The following is a 17,887-nucleotide window of genomic DNA, read 5'->3' on the forward strand; positions in this document are numbered from 1 at the left end:
CCATCAGCCGTCGCCCGAGGCTCTGATGTAAAGACGCAGGGCTTTTTTCTGAGCACTGATGACTGAGGACGGATGACTTTGTTTTTCTGTACTGAAATCAGCTTTTGCGGCGGACTGCCTCTGTCCAAAGCGGTGCAAATCCGCTAGAATCCGCCTCCCTTGTTTTATTAAAAAATAATCGATTTATGTTAGAAATCAATCCACTGAAAACGGGTCTTGCGGATGTCCGGGAGCGCACAGCGGCGCTCAGGGGGTATCTTTGACTTCGATCTGAAGCAGGAAAGACTCGAAGAAGTAAACCGCGAACTGGAAAACCCCGATGTCTGGAACGAGCCGGAACGGGCGCAGGCGCTGGGTAAAGAGAAAGTGGCACTGGAAGGGGTGGTCGACACCATTCTGGAGCTGGAGCAGGGTAGCGAAGATGTGGAAGGCCTGATGGAACTGGCTGTAGAAGCCGAAGATCAGGACACACTCGATGAAGCCCAGCAAGAACTCAATGGTCTGATAGAAAAACTTGAAGATCTTGAGTTCAAACGGATGTTCAGTGGTCCTCAGGATACCAACGACTGTTATCTGGATATTCAGGCTGGCTCCGGCGGGACAGAGGCGCAGGACTGGGCCAATATACTGCTGCGCATGTATTTGCGCTGGGGCGAAGACCATGGCTTTAAGACGGAGCTGATTGAAGTCTCCGACGGTGATGTGGCGGGTATTAAAAGTGCCACCATTCGCTTTGGCGGAGAGTATGCCTATGGCTGGTTGCGCACCGAGACCGGTGTGCATCGTCTGGTACGAAAGTCACCCTTTGATTCGGGTAACCGTCGCCATACGTCTTTTGCGTCAGCATTTGCGTACCCGGAGATTGATGACAATATCGAAATTGACATCAACCCGGCAGATTTGCGAATCGACACATACCGCGCCAGTGGCGCTGGCGGACAACACGTTAACCGTACTGACTCGGCGGTACGCATTACGCACGAACCCAGCGGTATCGTGGTGCAGTGTCAGAATGATCGCTCCCAGCATAAAAACAAAGATCAGGCCATGAAGCAGCTCAAGGCCAAACTGTATGAAATGGAAATGCAGAAACAGAATGAGCAGAAGCAGGCCATGGAAGACACCAAGTCGGACATTGGCTGGGGCAGCCAGATTCGTTCTTATGTACTGGACGATTCGCGTATCAAAGATCTGCGTACCGGCGTTGAATCCCATAATACCCAGGCCGTACTCGATGGCGGACTGGACAAATTTATTCAGGCGAGTCTGAAATCCGGACTCTAGTCAGACCCAGGCTAAATCAGGAAGTGTGAGCATGACCACAGATATCCAGCAAGAAGAAAACCGACTCATCGCAGAGCGCCGCGCAAAGCTGGCGGAGATCCGCGAAAACTGCAAGGCCAAGGGCCATCCGAACGATTTTCATCGTGAGCATTACAGCCAGGATTTGCAGGATGAGTTTGGTGAGATGGACAAACCTCAGCTCGAAGAGCTGGGTAAAGTGGTCAGCGTAGCCGGCCGTATTCTGGCTAAACGTGGTCCTTTCCTGTTGTTGCAGGATATGAAAGGGCGCATTCAGGCTTACGCAAGCAAAGACGCACAGAAAGACATTAAAGCCCGCTTCGGGAGTCTGGATATCGGAGACATCATTGGTGTTAAGGGCGTATTGCACAAATCCGGTAAAGGGGATTTATATGTGGATATGGCCGAGTACAGCTTACTGACCAAATCACTGAGACCCCTGCCGGAGAAGTTCCACGGTCTGGCCGATCAGGAGACCAAATACCGTCAGCGGTATGTGGATCTGATCATGAGTCAGCAGACCCGCGATACCTTTAAGGTGCGCAGTCAGATTGTAAACGGCATACGTCGCTACCTCAGTGAACGGGACTTTATGGAAGTGGAAACGCCCATGTTGCAGGTGATTCCGGGCGGTGCTTCGGCGAAACCCTTTGTCACCCACCACAATGCGCTGGATATCGACATGTATCTGCGTATTGCCCCTGAACTCTATCTGAAGCGTCTGGTCGTGGGCGGTTTTGAGCGTGTGTTTGAAATCAACCGTAATTTCCGCAACGAAGGGCTCTCAACCCGCCACAACCCGGAATTTACCATGATTGAATTCTATCAGGCCTATGCGGACTATCATGACCTGATGGATCTTACCGAAGATATGCTGCGCACTTTGGCCAATGATGTGCTGGGGACAACGGATATTGTCAATACGGTACGCGATACCGAAGGCAATGTACTTGAAGAAAAGCATTATGATTTTGCCAGGCCTTTTGCCCGTCTGAGCATGGGCGATGCGATCCTGAAATACTGGCCAGAGGCCGATGAGGCCGCGATTCGTGATCCGGAAAATCACCTGGACAGCCTCAAAGCCATGGCCAAAAAGCTGCATATTAAGGAGCCGGAAGTGGACGGCATCTGGGGCGCGGGTAAATACCTTTGTGAGATCTTCGAAGCCACGGCCGAAGAGCAGCTTGATCAGCCCACCTTTATAACCGAGTACCCCTGGGAAGTGTCGCCGCTGGCCAGGCGCAATGACGATAACCCGTTTATTACCGACAGGTTTGAGTTTTTTGTCGGTGGCCGGGAACTGGCCAATGGTTTTTCTGAGCTTAATGATGCCGAAGATCAGGCGGCTCGTTTCCGTAAGCAAGTGGAAGAAAAAGACGCCGGTGATGAAGAAGCCATGCACTTTGATGAAGACTATATCCGTGCGCTGGAATATGGTTTGCCGCCTACCGCGGGCGAGGGCATCGGTATCGATCGATTGGTGATGTTATTCACTGACAGCCCCACCATTAAAGACGTGATCCTGTTCCCCCATATGCGTCCGCAAGGGGAGTAACGGCGCCAGCGTTGGTCTGACTGTCAGCTTAAGGTCACTGGATGCCCGACAATCACGTTCGGGCATGACCAAGGCGGGTGCTTTCTCGAATCCAGACACCCAGCCATTCCCGCGAAGGCGGGAATCCAGTGCATTTTGTGGGGTATGACTGCGAGCTTAAGGTTACTCGATGCCCGACAACACCATTCGGGCATGACCAAGGCGGCGCTTTCTCGAATCCAGACACCCAATCATTCCCGCGAAGGCGGGAATCCAGTGCCTTTTGTTGGGTATGACTGCGAGCTTAAGGTCACTGGATGCCCGACAACCACATTCGGGCATGACCAAGGCGGGCGCTTTCTCGAATCCAGACACCCAGTCATTCCCGCGCAGGCGGGAATCCAGGGTCTTTTGTTAAGGCCTGACGGCGAGCTTAAGGTCACTGGATGCCCGACAACAGCATTCGGGCATAAGAAAGGGGCCAGGTAAGCGTCAGGTTAACGCCCCGGCTGGTGAGGTTCACAAGAGACGTTATTCGTCGGACTTGAGTCGCACGTAGGTCTTGTACTTCTTCTTTAACAGCTTATCGATATAGCGCGTCAGCTTCACTTTTTGACTAATGGCGTCATCCAGTGCATCAGTCAGCTCCTTGAGCATGCCTTTGTAGTACTCAATATCCTTGGAGACCTGTGCTGAGGTCGAGGCAGACTGATCCGGCTCCCGGATGGGGGTAGTTTCTTTGATGGCGGGTGTGTCCTGAATAAACATTTCATCGGCCACTTCATCCACCACTGCTTCCACCGCGGCCTCATTTAATTCTTTGAGCTCTTCCAAAAATCCGTACAACAGTATTCTGTCAGTCAGGGTATTGATTTTACGCGGGACACCCTGGGTAAATTCAAAGATCTTCTGATAAGCGCCATCGGTAAACAGCGCGGCACCCCGCCAACCGGCGTGATACAGGCGAAATTCGATATAGTTTTTGACATCCACATCGGTCAGTGGCGAAAGGTGACAGGACGCGACGATACGCTGCCTGAACTGTTCCATGTTGGGCGCCCGCAGGATGGGCTGCAGCTCTTCCTGACCCAGCAAAAAGCTTTGCAGCAAAGGTTTACCTTTGGACTGAAAGTTGGACAACATGCGCAGCTCTTCGATGGTCTCCAGCGGCAAGTTCTGCGCTTCATCCACCAATAACAAGGCCCGTTTGCCCTGTTGATTGAGCTGAAAGAGAAAGTTTTCCAGATCTTTTAGAATATCTGCCTTGGTTTTACCTGCCACCTCGATATCAAATTTACTGGCGACCATCTTGACCAGCTCATCGGGAGAGAGTTTTGGCGTGACGATCTGTGCAGCGAAAATATCGTCCTGGATTTCTTCCAGCAAACTGTTTGCAATGGTGGTCTTGCCGGTCCCGATGCCGCCGGTAATGACAATAAACCCTTCAGCCTGAGCCAGGCCATATTCCAGGTAGGATAACGCCCGTTTATGCCATTTACTGGCAAAGAAAAAACTAGGGTCCGGCGTCAGCTGGAAAGGTTTGGCATTAAGTCCATAAAAGCTTTCGTACATGAATAAAACTCGCTTCCTAGATAGTACCCGCCGGGAGCCGGTCTTGTGGTCCGTGCTCTGTTGTGGGGTGATCATGCATTACGTTAACGCTGTGCCTGGTCGCTATGCTCGGCGGAAACATTCCCGCTATCACCAGTGCAACATGAATTCAACGGGATAGCGTCAGCGTATTAGTTGTTGGCCCTTATCCATGCTAAGTGTACAGGGCAAAACAAGCAAATAATATAAAATCGGCACACCTTTTCCACCTCTTATCCGCCCGCCAGTGCGCCGACAGCCAACATCTCACTGGTCGCATATCCGCATCCGAAAAATTAGGGTAAAATGGCAAGAAAAAGCAACAGGGTCGTTCGTGCACGTAAAAGCTCCCACATTTCAACTGTCCTTTTTTCACCCCAGATACTGGCTGACCTGGCTCAGTGTTGCATTGCTGTATGTGATTTCCTGGTTACCTTACCAGCTGCAAATTTGGCTTGGAAAAGCCGTAGGGCGTTTGCTCTACCATGTGCTCAAATCCAGGCGCAAAGTGGCACAGCGCAATATCGAGCTGAGCTTCCCAGAGCTGTCGGCGCAGGAACAGCAAAAACTCGTTAAGGCAAACCTTGAATCTGCGGGTATCGCGTTGTTTGAGACCGGTATGGGCTGGTGGTGGCCTGATTGGCGAGTGAGAAGGAAAGGGCGCGTCTTTGGCTATGAGCATGTTGAACGCATTCTTGAGAAAGGCAAAGGTGTTTTCGGGTTGGTGATTCACAATATGAACCTGGAGTTTAACTGCAGGGTCATAGGATTGAAGCATCCCAGTGTCGCTTTTTACCGGCCACACAATAATCCACTGATGGAATATATGCAGTATCATGGGCGGGCCCGCTCGAACAAGTACCTGATTAATAAGCGAGCCGTGGGCGATATGCTCAAGGCCCTGAACAAGCAGGAATTGGGATTGTATTTTCCGGATCAGGACTATGGTCCGAGGCGCTGCGAGTTTGTACCTTTTTTTGCGGTAAAGGAAACGGCCACCACCACCGGAACCTTGTTGTTTGCCAAAGAAGCGAACTGCGAAACCGTCTTTCTGTTGCCCCTTCGTACCGCCAGGGGGTATGAAGTGCATATTTTGCCCGGACTTGAAGATTTCCCCTCAGGAGACGATAAACTGGATGTAAGTCGCATTAATAAACGCATTGAGGAGATGGTGATGAAGGCGCCGGAACAATATTTATGGATGCATAAACGGTTTAAAACCCGGCCCGAGCATGCACCCGAATCGCTGTATTAACTGTCTGAAAAGAGCTGTATAAAGACAATGAAAAAGAAAACGTCCTCTACAAATTCGGTATGGTTCCGACACCTTGGGTTAGCCCTGGTGCTGATTATCATCGCTACGGTGGTGATTAATCTGGAGACCATCCGCAGTTCCAGTCCGGTGCCTGAGGGACAGAAACCCAAACGGAACCCTGCCACCGGATTGTCAGACTTTTATGCGCAGTATCGCTCCGGTCCCAGTCAATTGTCGCTGGATAATACCAGTGATTTTGTGATGCCAGTGAAAACTGATGAAGAACCTCTTGAGCAGCGCCTGCAAAATATGGAGAGTCTGCAGCGATCTGTGACTGGACGCTGGGTGGGCGAACATCGTTACCGCACTTTCAAGGCAGGCGGCACCCTTCGGGAGGTGATTACCGCGTACGCACAGGCGGAGGGCATGCAGTTACTGTGGGAGCTGAATCAGGACTTTGTGGTGAAAAGCAGCTTTCAGATTGAAGATACCATTGCCGGAGCATTGGGGCAGATTGCCACGGCGGTGGACAGCAATTTTAACGGCACGGTGGAGGCCTTTTTCTGCCCCAGACAGCGCACCTTTGTGATCACCGCCCGTGTGAATGATTATCTGCGTCAATATTGCAGTCCGGTGCGTGCAGGTCAGCGCGGCTGACATACACTCTGATTTTGCGGGTATGGGAATGCCGCCCGCTCTAAGTGATAAGCCGCGTATCAGACACACAATCTGCTGCTAAGGGGCGGATATTCCCAGCGCTGTTTTAACGCTTATTCAAAGACCTGCTGCCAGATATGACTGACCTGTTGCTGCAACGCGTTTAAGTCACCCGTGGTGTCAATGGCCGGCTCGCCGGCGAGGGTATGGCGATGACCGGCGTTGCGGTATATCAGATAGGCCTGAGTGAGCACGTTGACCCAATCCGGATCAATGATCTCGTGTATTTCCAGTGTTCTGAGTATGCGCACATTGTCTGAAAATTCGCACAGTTGGGGATATCGGGCACTATGGGCCAACACCCAGAACTGCACCAGAAATTCGATATCGGCAATGCCGCCCCGGCCCTGCTTTAAATCAAAGGCGGTATCGTCGTGGCGAGTTTTACTCAGATGCTCGCGCATTTTTTCACGCATTTGGCGCACATCGTCGCGTAGTTTCTGTATCTCTCTGGGCTGGCACAAGACCTGTTTGCGGATGTGATTGAATTCTTCTGCCAGGGAGGTGTCTGCGAACACGACCCGCCCTCTGACTAAGGCCTGGTGCTCCCAGGTCCAGGCTTCCTGATGCTGGTATTCGGCAAAGCCATTCACATGGCAAACCAGCAGGCCCGCATTACCGGAGGGCCGCAAGCGTAAATCGGTCTCGTAAAGATCTCCTGAAGCGGTTTTGGTGTTAAACAGGTGCATAATGCGTTGCGCCAGTTTGATATAGAAATTACCGGATTCGATGGCTTTCTCGCCATCGGTCTGTTGCTGAGAGTTGCAGTTATGCAAAAAAACCAGATCCAAATCTGAGCCATAGCCCAGCTCAATGCCACCCAGTTTGCCGTATGCGACCACTGCAAACCCTAGTTCATCCCCTTGCACGCCGGCGGGACGCCCGTAACGCGCGACCATTTGCTGCCAGGCATCCAGCACCACTTCTTTGATAACCGCCTCGGCCAGAAAGGTTAGATGATCACTGACTTCCATTACTGGTAGCACCCCGGTTACATCTGCCGCGGCGATTTTCAGTTGCTGGCTGAGTTTAAACTGACGCAAGGCTTCCATCTGGGCTTCCAGATCCTGCTCCGGAATGCGCAGCATACTCATTCTTAACTCGTCGCCGTAGCCATCCAAAGGTGTCAGTTCATACAAATGGGCGGCATTGAGCAACTCATCGAGCAAAATGGGGAAATGGGATATTTGTTGCGCAATCCACGGACTGGCGCTGCACAGTCTGACCAGTTGTTCCATGGCCCCGCGGTTTTCCAGCAGTAGTTCAAGGTAGGTGGTACGACGGCAGATGGATTTTATGACGACCATCATGCGCTCCAATAACTGCTGTGCCTGTTCGTTTTCCAATACCAGATGTAACAGGCAGGGCATCAGTTTATCCAGTGTTTCCCGGCCTCGTTTACCCATGCTGCGTTGGCGCATTTCTTCTGCAAAGACTTTGAGCTTTTGCCATAATTCTTCACTTTTTTGCTGACAGACAAACTGTTGCAGCAGCGGTAGCGCCTCCTCGTCATTGAGGGGGAGCGTCCAGAGGTCGACCAGATCGCTGATTTCTTCTGCATCCTGTGTCTCGGGCTCATCACCAATCAGCTGCATAAACTGCTCATGGATGAAAGCCATATGGCGATTCAGCTCAGAGACAAAGGCGGCGTAGTCGTCGAACCCCATCACCTGACTGAGGCGAAGCTGGTCTGATTGCTCCTCAGGTAGTTGCTGGGTCTGCTGGTCTGAAAACTGTTGCAGGCTGTGTTCGGTCTTGCGTAAAAACAGATAGGCTTCACGTAACTGCTCTGCGTCCTGCACTTGCAGGTATTCACGCTGTTTGAGTACATCGAGGATTGTGAGCAGACTGGGGTGTTGCAGATCCTGTTCGCGTCCGCCGCGAATAAGCTGAAACGTCTGCACAATAAACTCTACTTCGCGAATACCGCCAGCGCCGAGTTTAATGTTGTCAGTGAGCTGACGGCGGCGCACTTCTTTACTGATCAGCGCTTTCATATTGCGCAGTGCGTCAATGGCAGAAAAATCGATGTAGCGGCGAAATACGAAAGGACGCAGGATGGCGCTCAGTTCTTCAGTGGCGGAGTCCTGCAGGTTGATGACCCGCCCCTTCACCATGGCATAGCGTTCCCACTCCCTGCCTTGTTCCTGATAATAATCCTCCAGTGCCGCGAAATGCATTACCAGCGGTCCGCTGTCACCAAAGGGGCGCAGGCGCATATCGACACGAAATACCTGCCCCTGAGCGGTAATCTGATTGAGCGCCGAAATCAGTTTTTGTCCTACTTTGGTAAAAAACTGCTGGTTCTCGAGGGTCTTTTTGCCGCCTTCAGTTTCGCCCTGCTGGGGATAGCAGAATATTAAGTCGATATCGGAGGAAAAATTCAGTTCGCCGCCCCCTAGCTTGCCCATACCAATGATCAGCATAGCTTGCTGCTGGCCCTCCGCCCTGGGGTAGCCATAGCGCTTGGCAAGATGCTCATAGCACCACTCGTAAGCTGCGCTGATCAGAGCATCCGCTAAGAGTGATACTTGCTCTAATGAGGTTTCAATATCCTGCTGGTTGGTCAAATCAAGCCAGGCCAGACGCACCATTTGCAGGCGTCGGTATTGTCGCAGCTGGTCGTGTAGCGCACCTTCTTCGCTCACGTCGCGAAGTTGTGTGCGTAGCTCATCGGCATAATCGGGATGGGCTGCACCGAGCAATCCCTCTTCCAGCAACAAAGTGAGCAGCGACGGGTCCTGGATGCAGCTGCGCGCAATAAAGTCACTCAGAGCGAAAACCGGCATCAGCGCCCGCTGATGACGGTGGAGGCTGTCATTCCCGGGATGGGCGTCAATCAGTTGCTGCCAGTAGTCCTGTGCTATCTTGCCGAGCATGATGAGGATGTCCTGCTTGGTTGCTGTCATCAGATGCCCAATATGCCAGCGCAACCGGGTGAATCCAATAACTTACCTTGCATTTACTTTGTTACCTAACGAATAATTAGCGTAAGACATGACTGATGCAGGCGATCTATGCACGCGGATATACTGACTCTTTCCTACAGCCACGAAATGCTGGCCTATTTCAGCGCAGATATCGTCATTGCCCTGTTGCTGCTTATTATCATGCGCTGGGTGTACACCTTATGGACCAAGGTGGACGGTACCAAGGAATTGTCAGAAAAGGATAATTTTGCCTTTGGCGTCAGTGTCGCATCCAGTTTACTGGCACTGAGCGTGGTGGTGTGGAGTGCCGCAGAGCAGGCGTCATCCGATGACTATCTGACCCAATCACTACAGATGCTGGTGTACGGTATCGGCGGCATTATTCTGATTAAACTGGGGCGCTGGGCCCATGACAAAGTGATTCTCAACCGCTTTAACAAGCGAGAGCAAATTCTGCAAGGCAATGTCAGTATCGGCCTGGTGGATGGTGCTAACACTATCGCCACCGCAATGATTATACGCAGCGTGATGCTGTGGACAGATGGTTTTACCTGGTACAGCGGCATTGCCATTCTCAGTGGCTTTTTAGTGGCTCAGACCGTGATGCTGGTGACGACCCGGCTGATGGAGCGACGCTTTGCTCAGGATAATCAGGATGACTCGATGCAGGACGTGCTGGTAAGAGGGCAGATCGCGCTGGCCATTCAGCATGGGGGGCACTTGTTGGGGGTGGCCTTCGCTGTCAGCGCGGCGAGTAAACTACTGATTTATTATCCGGAGTCTTATGTCAGCAACCTGATTAACTGGCTGTTTCTGGCCATGCTATTTACCTTGCTGACCATTGTGCTTGCCTGGGTGGCAAAACGAGTGGTGTTGAAGGGGATCGATCTGGTTCGCGAAGTGGACTTACAGCACAACATTGGCGTGGCCAGTATTGAAATGGCGCTGACTATAGGTGTTGCACTGGTATTGCTGGGGTTAGTGTCCTGATGAGCACACATCGTTTCAAATTAGGTCCTTTTGACATCGGCATGATGGTGCTGTCTATTGTGGCGGTGGTGAATATCTCTGTATTGATGTTAATGCAATTAAGCGCAGATGTGCGCCACTACTTGCTGATTATGGATACGTTGATCTGTGTGGTCTTTTTACTGCACTTTTTCTATAACCTGGCTAACAGCGATAATCGTCTGGTGTATATCAAAGAGCACTGGATTGACTTTGTGGCCAGTATTCCCGCTATAGAAGTGTTCCGTCTGGCGCGCTTCTTACAGGTGCTTCGGGTGTTGCGTTTACTCAAGCATACCCGTCATCTGGTGCTGACCTCACTGAAGGACAGGATACAAACTACCCTGGCCACCATGATGGTGGTGCTGGTGGTTTTAATTGGCGCCTCGGGCTTGTCGATTTATCTGATTGAATATGACTTGCCGGGTTCCAACATTCGCACCGCGGAGGATGCCATCTGGTGGAGCCTGGTCACGATCTCCACCGTAGGCTACGGCGATTATTATCCGGTTTCTACGGCCGGACGGGTGGTCAGCATTTTGCTGATTCTCAGTGGTGTTAGTCTGTTTGGTGTCATCTCAGGTTATATTGCCTCTTACTTTATTACCCCGCAGGAAAAAGATCAGCTGGCCGTGCAGAACCGTCGTATTAATAAAATGCAGGAACACCTCAACGAAATGGATACCTCTATTCAGGCAATCCACAAAAAACTAGATAGCCTGATTGAACACAAGAGGGACAGTGGGGAAGGGCACTGAGCCGCTCCCTGAAGTCTGCTTGTAAGAAAAGACAATGGCTCAGACCACCTGTTTGAGAAAGACCTCTTTGAAAAACTTGGTCAGGTTAATTTTAAATTCCTCTGGTCGCACACTGGATTCAATTTCATCCTGCACCTTACTCAGGTCTAGTTGCTTGATTTCATTATAATGTCCGGCCCGTACCGAATAGAAGGTCATGACCACAGGGCTCAGGGGATCTTCTTTGTTGGCGCGGGTTACGATGGCCAGTTTACCACTTTTGAGTTTGACCAGAGAGCCAACCGGATGCACGCCAATGCAGCGGATAAACTGATGCACCAGGGATTGATCCAGCTTACCCTGACTAAACCCTAACAGTTGCTTGAGTGCCTGGGTGGGGGAGTAGGCCTTGCGCCATGGGCGATCTGAGGTCATGGCATCATAGCTGTCCACAATGCCGGCAATGCGGGCATAGACTGACAACTCATCCCCGGAGAGGCCGCTGGGATAACCGCTGCCATCCAGCCTTTCATGGTGGTAAGTCACCACTTCACGGATCACCGGATTGTCTATCTCTGCGGCATCCAGAATCTCAGTGGCAACATCAACATGAGTATGAATTAGCTGTTTTTCCTGAGCCTCCAGCTTACCCTTTTTATTGAGGATATCATTGGGAATGGTATTCATGCCCAGGTCCATCATCAGACCCGCAAGCGCTAGGTTATCAATGAGTTCTTTGTCAAAACCCAGGTGACGGGCAAATACCGCCATCAATATGGCGCAGTTGAGTGAGTGTTCGAGCAGGTACTTGTTTTTCTCTTTGATCAGAGTCAGGCAACACATGGCATTAGGATCGTCAAATACCGAATCGATAATGCCTGTGCTCAGTTCATTAAGCTCTTTAACGGAACTGGGTCGGCCCGAGCGAACCTTTTTTACGAAGCGTGACTGCACACTTTTCGCCTTATCATACAGGGCACTGGCTTCGCCGAGTCTCTCCCCATCTGAGCGTTGTGGTTTCTTATCTTTGCCGGTAACGGTCTCTTCGGTGTCGGGTTCAGATGAAGGCCCATCGCCTTCCATTTCCAGCGGCTCTTCAAGAACGCTGCGGGACAGGTCTACCTCGACTTCAAGAATGCCTTTATCTTTAAGCATCTGAATCTGTGGCTGAGATTTGATTAAGCCCCGGGTTCTGATTTTCAGTGTAGCGGTCTGCCTGGAGACCTGATTGACAAACATCCCGGGTTTCAGAGAATCGATAGAAAACTTCTTCAGCATTGGGCGCCCTTCGCACAACAAACCTGTTTTGCACTATTGGGCAAAACAGGCGTTTGATCAAGGTGGATTGGCAGAAAATCTATTGTTCAGAACAGATTAACGCCAGCCGGGAAGGGTTTGTTCGTACTGGTCTATCTGTTGTGCCAGCTCCAGTGTTTCGCCAATGGCATCCAGACCGTTTAACAGTTTGTGTTTATGGTGTTCGGCAATACTGAAGTCAAATTGCTGACCCTGGCAGCGCACCTGTTGCGCCGGTAAATCCACCTCAATTTCCACCCTGGCATCATCTGCCACGGCCGCAAACAGTGTATCCATCTGCTCCGTGTTCAGCGCGATAGGCAGCAATTGATTGTTCATGCAGTTGCCGTAAAAAATATCCGCAAAACTGGTGGCGATGACCACTTTGAAGCCGTAGTCAGTGAGCGCCCAGGGGGCATGCTCGCGGCTACTGCCACAACCGAAATTCTGGCGTGCCAGCAGGATGGTTGCGCCCTGATAGGCCGGATCATTTAACTCAAACTCAGGATTAAGTTCCTGCTCATGCAGATCCAGATAGCGCCAGTCATGAAACAGGTGCTTACCAAACCCCTTACGACTGACTGAGGTCAGAAATTGCTTGGGGATAATCTGGTCTGTGTCTACATTGGCTCTGTCCAGCGGGGCGGCTGTACCCCGCAACAAGGTAATACCACTCATACATCAAACTCCCTTACATCGACAAAATGCCCTTTGATGGCAGCCGCAGCGGCCATAGCCGGGCTGACCAGGTGGGTACGGGCACCGCGACCCTGTCGGCCTTCAAAATTTCGGTTACTGGTAGAGGCACAGCGATCCCCTGGCTTGAGGATGTCGTCATTCATACCCAGGCACATTGAGCAGCCGGGTAAACGCCATTCAAATCCGGCATCGGTGAAGATTTTGTCCAGCTGTTCGGATTCGGCTTGTTTTTTCACCTGCGCGGAACCGGGCACTACGATAGCCGTAACACCGTCGGCGACCTTGCCTTTTGCCGCCACTTTGGCAGCGGCGCGTAAGTCTTCGATACGACTGTTGGTGCATGAGCCAATAAAGACATGACTGATATGGACATCCGAGAGTTTCTGACCCGCCTGCAGCCCCATATAATTCAGAGCCTTTTCGGCTGAGGTGCGGGCGACAGCGTCGCTGAAGCTTTGAGGTTGCGGAATAGCCTCCTGCACACCGATTACCTGTCCGGGGTTTGTTCCCCAGGTCACCTGCGGCTGAATGTTGGCGGCATCCAGGCGCACCACCGAGTCAAATGTTGCATCTTTATCGGATTTTAACTGTTGCCATGCGGCCAGCGCCTGTTCCCACTGTTCTCCTGTCGGCGCCCGTTCTTTGCCTTTTAAATAGGCAAAAGTGGTCTCATCGGGGGCAATCAGCCCGGCCTTAGCACCAGCTTCAATACTCATATTACAAATGGTCATGCGCTCTTCCATGCTCAGTGCCTCGATGGCACTGCCTGCATATTCAATCACATGGCCGGTGGCACCGGCGTGACCAATTTCACCAATGATGGCCAGAATAATATCCTTGGCTGTAACGCCAAGAGGCAGTTTCCCGTTAACTTCAACCAGCATGGTTTTGGCCTTGCCCTGCTTGAGGGTTTGGGTGGCAAAAACATGCTCCACTTCAGAGGTGCCAATACCAAAAGCCAGTGCGCCGAAAGCGCCATGGGTGGCGGTGTGAGAATCGCCACATACCACCGTCATGCCTGGCAGAATCAGACCCAGTTCGGGGCCGATAACATGGATGATGCCCTGTTTCTGGTGACCCACGGGGAATAGCTCTACCCCATACTTATCGCAGTTTTGCTTTAAGGTCATCAGTTGCAGCTGGTTGGTGGGGCCACAGGCATCCAGTGCCAGGGAGCGGGTAGAGATACTGTGATCCATGGTGGCAAAGGTGCGATCCGGACGGCGTAGTTTGCGGCCTTTTTCCTCCAGGCCTGCGAAGGCCTGGGGCGAGGTCACTTCATGAATAAGATGGCGGTCAATGTAGATCAGATTATCGGTACCGACCTGGGCGACCAGATGAGTGTCCCAGATTTTTTCATATAAGGTTTTAGCCATCAGTTCAGCTCCCTGATATTTTTCACAATAGCATCACCGATGTCTGCGGTTGACCTGGCCTGGTGGCGCTGGTTTTCCGGTAACAATTCGGCGCTGAGAATGCCCTGCTCAAGGGTGGTTTGTACCGCTTGCTCAATGGCATCGGCAGCCTCACTTTGTTTGAGGCTGTAGCGCAGCAGCATGGCGGCAGATAAGATTTGTGCCACGGGATTGGCAATGCCTTTGCCGGCAATATCCGGCGCGCTGCCACCGGCTGGTTCGTACATGCCAAAGCCCTGCTCGTTAATGCTGGCAGAGGGCAACAGACCCATTGAACCGGTGATCATGGCACATTCATCGCTGATAATATCGCCAAATAAATTGGAGCACAGCATCACGTCAAACTCATTGGGATAGCGCAGCAACTGCATGGTGGCGTTATCGATATAGATGTGTTCCAGCGTCACATCGGGGTAATCCTGACTGACTTCTTCGGTGACTTCCCGCCACAGGCGGCTGCACACCAGGACATTAGCCTTATCCACTGAGGTCACTTTTTTACGACGCAGCCGTGCTGACTCAAACGCCAGTTTGGCGATACGACGAATTTCCCGGCGTGAATAGCGCATGGTGTCAAAGGCGAATTCTTCTTCACCTTCACCCTGCATGCCTTTGGGTTGGCCGAAATAAATGCCGCTGGTCAATTCACGCACTACCATCACATCAAAGCCACTGGCAGCAATATCGGCGCGTAGCGGAGAGAGGTGTTCCATATTCGGATAAATACGCGCAGGGCGCAGGTTGCTGAACAGATCAAAATGGCTGCGTAATTTAAGCAACGCAGCGCGCTCCGGGCGCTCCTCTAAGGGCAGATTGTCCCACTTAGGCCCGCCGATAGAGCCAAAAAGAATCGCATCGGCGGCTTCGCAGCCGGCCAGCGTATTTTCAGGCAGAGCCTTCCCCTGGTTGTCTATGGCTGCACCGCCTACATCGAAAGATTTAAGTGAGAATTTCAGTTCAAAGGTCGCTTCAACGGCCCGTAACACTTTCACTGCTTGCTCCATCACCTCGGGGCCGATACCGTCCCCGGGTAATAATGCGATGGAATATTCAGACATTTATACCCCTGCTATTTTCTGTTGTTTTTTCTCATCTATCTGATCCGCCAGACAGGTATTGTTCAGCACGTAAATCAGGGCTTTGACACCGGCTTCGACAATATCTGTGGCCAGTCCAATCCCGTTAAAACGCCGACCTCTGTATTCGGCAACCACACTGACCTGGGCTAAGGCGTCGGCCCCTTCACCTTTTGAGTCGAGTTTAAAATCGACGATATCGATGTCTTCGTTACCGGTGACCTCGATGATGGCATTAAAGGCGGCGTCCACCGGACCATTACCAATGGCCGAAGCGGTGCCTTCACGCTCGCCCATGCGCATTTTTACGGTGGCGCTGGGGATCATGCCTTTACCGGCATTGGCATGCAGGTAAAGCAATTCGTATTCGGCCTGTTGTTGTTTTTGCTGATCAAAGAACACCAGCGCCTCAAGATCATAATCAAACACCTGGCCTTTTTTATCAGCGAGGCGCAAAAAGGCACTGTAGAGGGTATCCAGATCATAATCCTCATCTTTGTAGCCCAGCTCATGCATGCGATGCTTGATCACATGACGGCCAGAGCGGGAGGTGAGATTAAGATTGTTTTTACTGATACCCACACTCTCCGGCGTCATGATTTCATAGGTGTTCATGGACTTGAGTACGCCATCCTGATGAATGCCCGACGAGTGACTGAAAGCATTGGCACCGACAATGGCTTTGTTGGCCTGCACCGGCATATTACACATCTGGCTGACCAGCTTGGAAGTGCGCGATATTTCCTGACTGTTAATGCCGGTGTTGAGGCCCAGCAGGTTTTCGCGGGTTTTAAGCACCATGGCAATTTCTTCCAGTGAGCAGTTACCCGCCCGCTCACCGATACCGTTGATGGTGCATTCCACCTGGCGTGCGCCGTTTTGCACCGCGGCCAGAGAATTGGCTACCGCCAGACCCAGGTCGTTGTGACAGTGCACTGAAATCACCGCCTTATCAATATTAGGAACGCGGTTAAACAAGGTCTGAATGATCTGACCGAACTCGGTGGGAATGGTATAACCGACGGTGTCAGGAATATTCACTGTGCTGGCACCGGCTTTTATGGCCGCTTCCACCATACGGCAGAGATAATCAATATCGGTGCGTCCGGCATCTTCACAGGAAAATTCCACGTCGTCCGTATAGCGCCGAGCGTGCTGGACGGCTTTTACTGCCATTTCCAGTACTTCTTCCTGGGATTTGCGCAGTTTTGCACCCACGTGAATCTCAGAGGTGGCAATGAAGGTATGAATCCGAAAGCGTTCGGCGACCTTTAAGGACTCGCCACAGGCATCAATATCTGCCGCCACAGCGCGGGAAAGACCACAAACTACCGAGTTTTTGATTTCTCTGGCAATGGTCTGGACCGATTTAAAGTCTCCCGGAGAAGAAACCGGAAATCCTGCTTCGATGATATCCACCCCAAGTCGTTCCAGTGCCAGCGCTATCTGTAGTTTTTCTTTGACACTCAGGCTGGCAGGCAGCGCCTGCTCCCCATCACGTAATGTGGTATCAAATATTTTTACTCTGTCTGACATGGTTGTTCCTCTGCGTTCTTGGGCAGCCTATTGGCTGCATTCCTCGGTCGACTCGGTGTTTCTCTTTCGGTTAAAACAGGTTTATCCCCTGTGACTGGCGATATTCGGGCTGAGAAGCAGACCCTTACCCCCTAAAACGAAAAACCCGTGCTGTGCACGGGTTTTGTATAAATACTGCCTGTCAGCCACAACTACCCGTGCAATCTGGTTGCCATTTTAAGTAGTAGTAGAAGCTGGGTAGTTCTCATTCTGAAGTCATCTTAATGCTCAATTGGCGCTATTAGTACCCTGAAAGTACGCGCAGGTCAAGCTTTGTAGGGTGAATTGCCTAAATTGTGAAGTGATTTGCGCGCATAATGTTCACTGATCAGACCAAATCGCCTTTTAGTAGGATGTTTATCCTAAAAGATGGCGATTCTCAGTCTTCAGTTATCAGTTTGAATTCTGAGTAATAGGTTTTCACCGCGAAATCGCGGAGTGCGCAGAGAATGGAAGGAATAATTCTTTGCATCTTCGTGTCCTCTGCGGCTCTGCGGTAAATTTTCCATAAGCAAAGGTCACTGGATGCCCGATTACAGCATTCGGGTATGACGCCGGTCGTTCCCGCAGCCGTTGGCGGGAACCCAGCGCCTTTGCGAGAGAATAAAAAAATGCTGTAGATCACGCAGAGGCGCAAAGGTCGCAGAGGGGACGAGCGCAGGTCATTCACGCGGAGGCGGGAATCCAGTGCCTTTTATCGACGGTTTTACTGCGGGCATATAGTCTCTGAATACCCGATTACAGCATTCGGGC

Annotated in this window: 13 protein-coding genes; 6 read left to right on the forward strand and 7 right to left on the reverse strand. The window is 51.6% G+C overall.

The annotated features are described in order from the left end of the window. Positions 1–185: 185 nt before the first annotated feature. Positions 186–1,284, forward strand: a protein-coding gene (gene prfB, locus CCY32_RS16045) for a peptide chain release factor 2 (protein WP_141096255.1) whose coding sequence is annotated in 2 segments (ribosomal slippage) — positions 186–260 and positions 262–1,284 — 1,098 coding nt in all. Because the reading frame shifts where the segments join, the coding sequence is not laid out codon by codon here. Positions 1,285–1,315: 31 nt separating this feature from the next. After that, positions 1,316–2,857 carry a lysine--tRNA ligase gene (gene lysS / locus CCY32_RS16050; RefSeq protein WP_088332519.1) on the forward strand — a complete coding sequence of 514 codons (1,542 nt, stop codon included), beginning with the start codon at positions 1,316–1,318 and terminating at the stop codon, positions 2,855–2,857. A 510-nt stretch (positions 2,858–3,367) separates the two neighbouring features. On the opposite strand, the gene CCY32_RS16060 is transcribed toward lysS, so the two are convergent. Next, positions 3,368–4,408, reverse strand: coding sequence for an XrtA/PEP-CTERM system-associated ATPase (locus CCY32_RS16060; RefSeq protein WP_088332523.1), 1,041 nt, complete (start codon positions 4,406–4,408; stop codon positions 3,368–3,370). A gap of 352 nt (positions 4,409–4,760) precedes the next feature. Here CCY32_RS16060 and lpxL point away from each other — a divergent pair, with 352 nt between their 5' ends. After that, positions 4,761–5,681, forward strand: coding sequence for an LpxL/LpxP family Kdo(2)-lipid IV(A) lauroyl/palmitoleoyl acyltransferase (gene lpxL, locus CCY32_RS16065; protein ID WP_246840653.1), 921 nt, complete (start codon positions 4,761–4,763; stop codon positions 5,679–5,681). A 27-nt stretch (positions 5,682–5,708) separates the two neighbouring features. After that, positions 5,709–6,338, forward strand: coding sequence for a TcpQ domain-containing protein (locus tag CCY32_RS16070; protein WP_088332525.1), 630 nt, complete (start codon positions 5,709–5,711; stop codon positions 6,336–6,338). A 113-nt stretch (positions 6,339–6,451) separates the two neighbouring features. Here the strand turns inward: CCY32_RS16070 and glnE are convergent, their stop codons facing one another. After that, positions 6,452–9,307 carry a bifunctional [glutamate--ammonia ligase]-adenylyl-L-tyrosine phosphorylase/[glutamate--ammonia-ligase] adenylyltransferase gene (gene glnE, locus CCY32_RS16075; protein ID WP_141096256.1) on the reverse strand — a complete coding sequence of 952 codons (2,856 nt, stop codon included), beginning with the start codon at positions 9,305–9,307 and terminating at the stop codon, positions 6,452–6,454. A 108-nt stretch (positions 9,308–9,415) separates the two neighbouring features. Between glnE and CCY32_RS16080 the strand changes: the two genes are divergently transcribed. Together CCY32_RS16080 and CCY32_RS16085 are read left to right on the forward strand one after the other, a co-directional pair. Further along, entirely contained in the window at positions 9,416–10,318 is a 903-nt protein-coding gene (locus CCY32_RS16080) for a DUF350 domain-containing protein (protein ID WP_088332529.1), read from the forward strand. Beyond that, positions 10,318–11,094 carry a potassium channel family protein gene (locus tag CCY32_RS16085; protein WP_088332531.1) on the forward strand — a complete coding sequence of 259 codons (777 nt, stop codon included), beginning with the start codon at positions 10,318–10,320 and terminating at the stop codon, positions 11,092–11,094. Before CCY32_RS16080 ends, CCY32_RS16085 begins: the two co-directional genes overlap by 1 nt. A gap of 39 nt (positions 11,095–11,133) precedes the next feature. On the opposite strand, the gene CCY32_RS16090 is transcribed toward CCY32_RS16085, so the two are convergent. From CCY32_RS16090 to leuA, 5 genes are all read right to left on the reverse strand, one after another. Continuing rightward, positions 11,134–12,351, reverse strand: a complete 1,218-nt coding sequence (locus CCY32_RS16090; protein WP_088332533.1) for an HD-GYP domain-containing protein — start codon at positions 12,349–12,351, stop codon at positions 11,134–11,136. 96 nt (positions 12,352–12,447) lie between these two features. Then, complete coding sequence (gene leuD, locus CCY32_RS16095; RefSeq protein ID WP_088332535.1) at positions 12,448–13,047, reverse strand: 3-isopropylmalate dehydratase small subunit; 600 nt, start codon at positions 13,045–13,047, stop codon at positions 12,448–12,450. Continuing rightward, entirely contained in the window at positions 13,044–14,444 is a 1,401-nt protein-coding gene (leuC, locus tag CCY32_RS16100; RefSeq protein WP_088332537.1) for a 3-isopropylmalate dehydratase large subunit, read from the reverse strand. The genes leuD and leuC overlap by 4 nt, the downstream gene beginning before the upstream one ends. Further along, a complete protein-coding gene (gene leuB, locus CCY32_RS16105) occupies positions 14,444–15,541 on the reverse strand; it encodes a 3-isopropylmalate dehydrogenase (protein ID WP_088332539.1) in 1,098 nt (365 codons plus the stop codon). Before leuB ends, leuC begins: the two co-directional genes overlap by 1 nt. Next, positions 15,542–17,095, reverse strand: coding sequence for a 2-isopropylmalate synthase (gene leuA, locus CCY32_RS16110; RefSeq protein WP_088332541.1), 1,554 nt, complete (start codon positions 17,093–17,095; stop codon positions 15,542–15,544). It abuts the gene before it with no gap. Positions 17,096–17,887: the final 792 nt, after the last annotated feature.

The organism is Lacimicrobium sp. SS2-24, assembly GCF_002201535.1.
In the GTDB taxonomy this organism is placed as follows: domain Bacteria; phylum Pseudomonadota; class Gammaproteobacteria; order Enterobacterales; family Alteromonadaceae; genus Lacimicrobium.